General features: G+C 36.5%; 1 protein-coding gene. It reads right to left on the bottom strand.

Annotated features, from left to right (window positions below; all coding sequences use genetic code 11):
• On the bottom strand, nt 1-203 hold a 203-nt coding region (locus HMPREF2907_RS02745; protein ID WP_141754394.1), incomplete at both ends, for a suppressor of fused domain protein.

Here is a 203-nt window from a genome sequence, read left to right as displayed (position 1 = left end):
CTTGCACGATTTATATCTAAATAATCAATACCTAGCTCATCAAATCTTGTTTCCAATTCTTCTACCGAATGAGTCTCTAAAAAAAGCCTCTCTTGATGAGTAATCGGCAATAACCAGAAAAATCGGACATTATCCATATATTCCAACTCTTGCCCATAAGGATAAGGCAGAGAAATCAGAAAATGCTGGAAGGATGATTGCTC

Origin of the sequence: Neisseria sp. HMSC055H02 (genome assembly GCF_001813335.1) — a bacterium.
GTDB classification, from domain to species: Bacteria; Pseudomonadota; Gammaproteobacteria; order Burkholderiales; family Neisseriaceae; genus Neisseria; species Neisseria sicca_C.
Note: the sequence above shows the minus strand (reverse complement) of the source record. Positions and strands in the feature narration are given on the sequence as shown.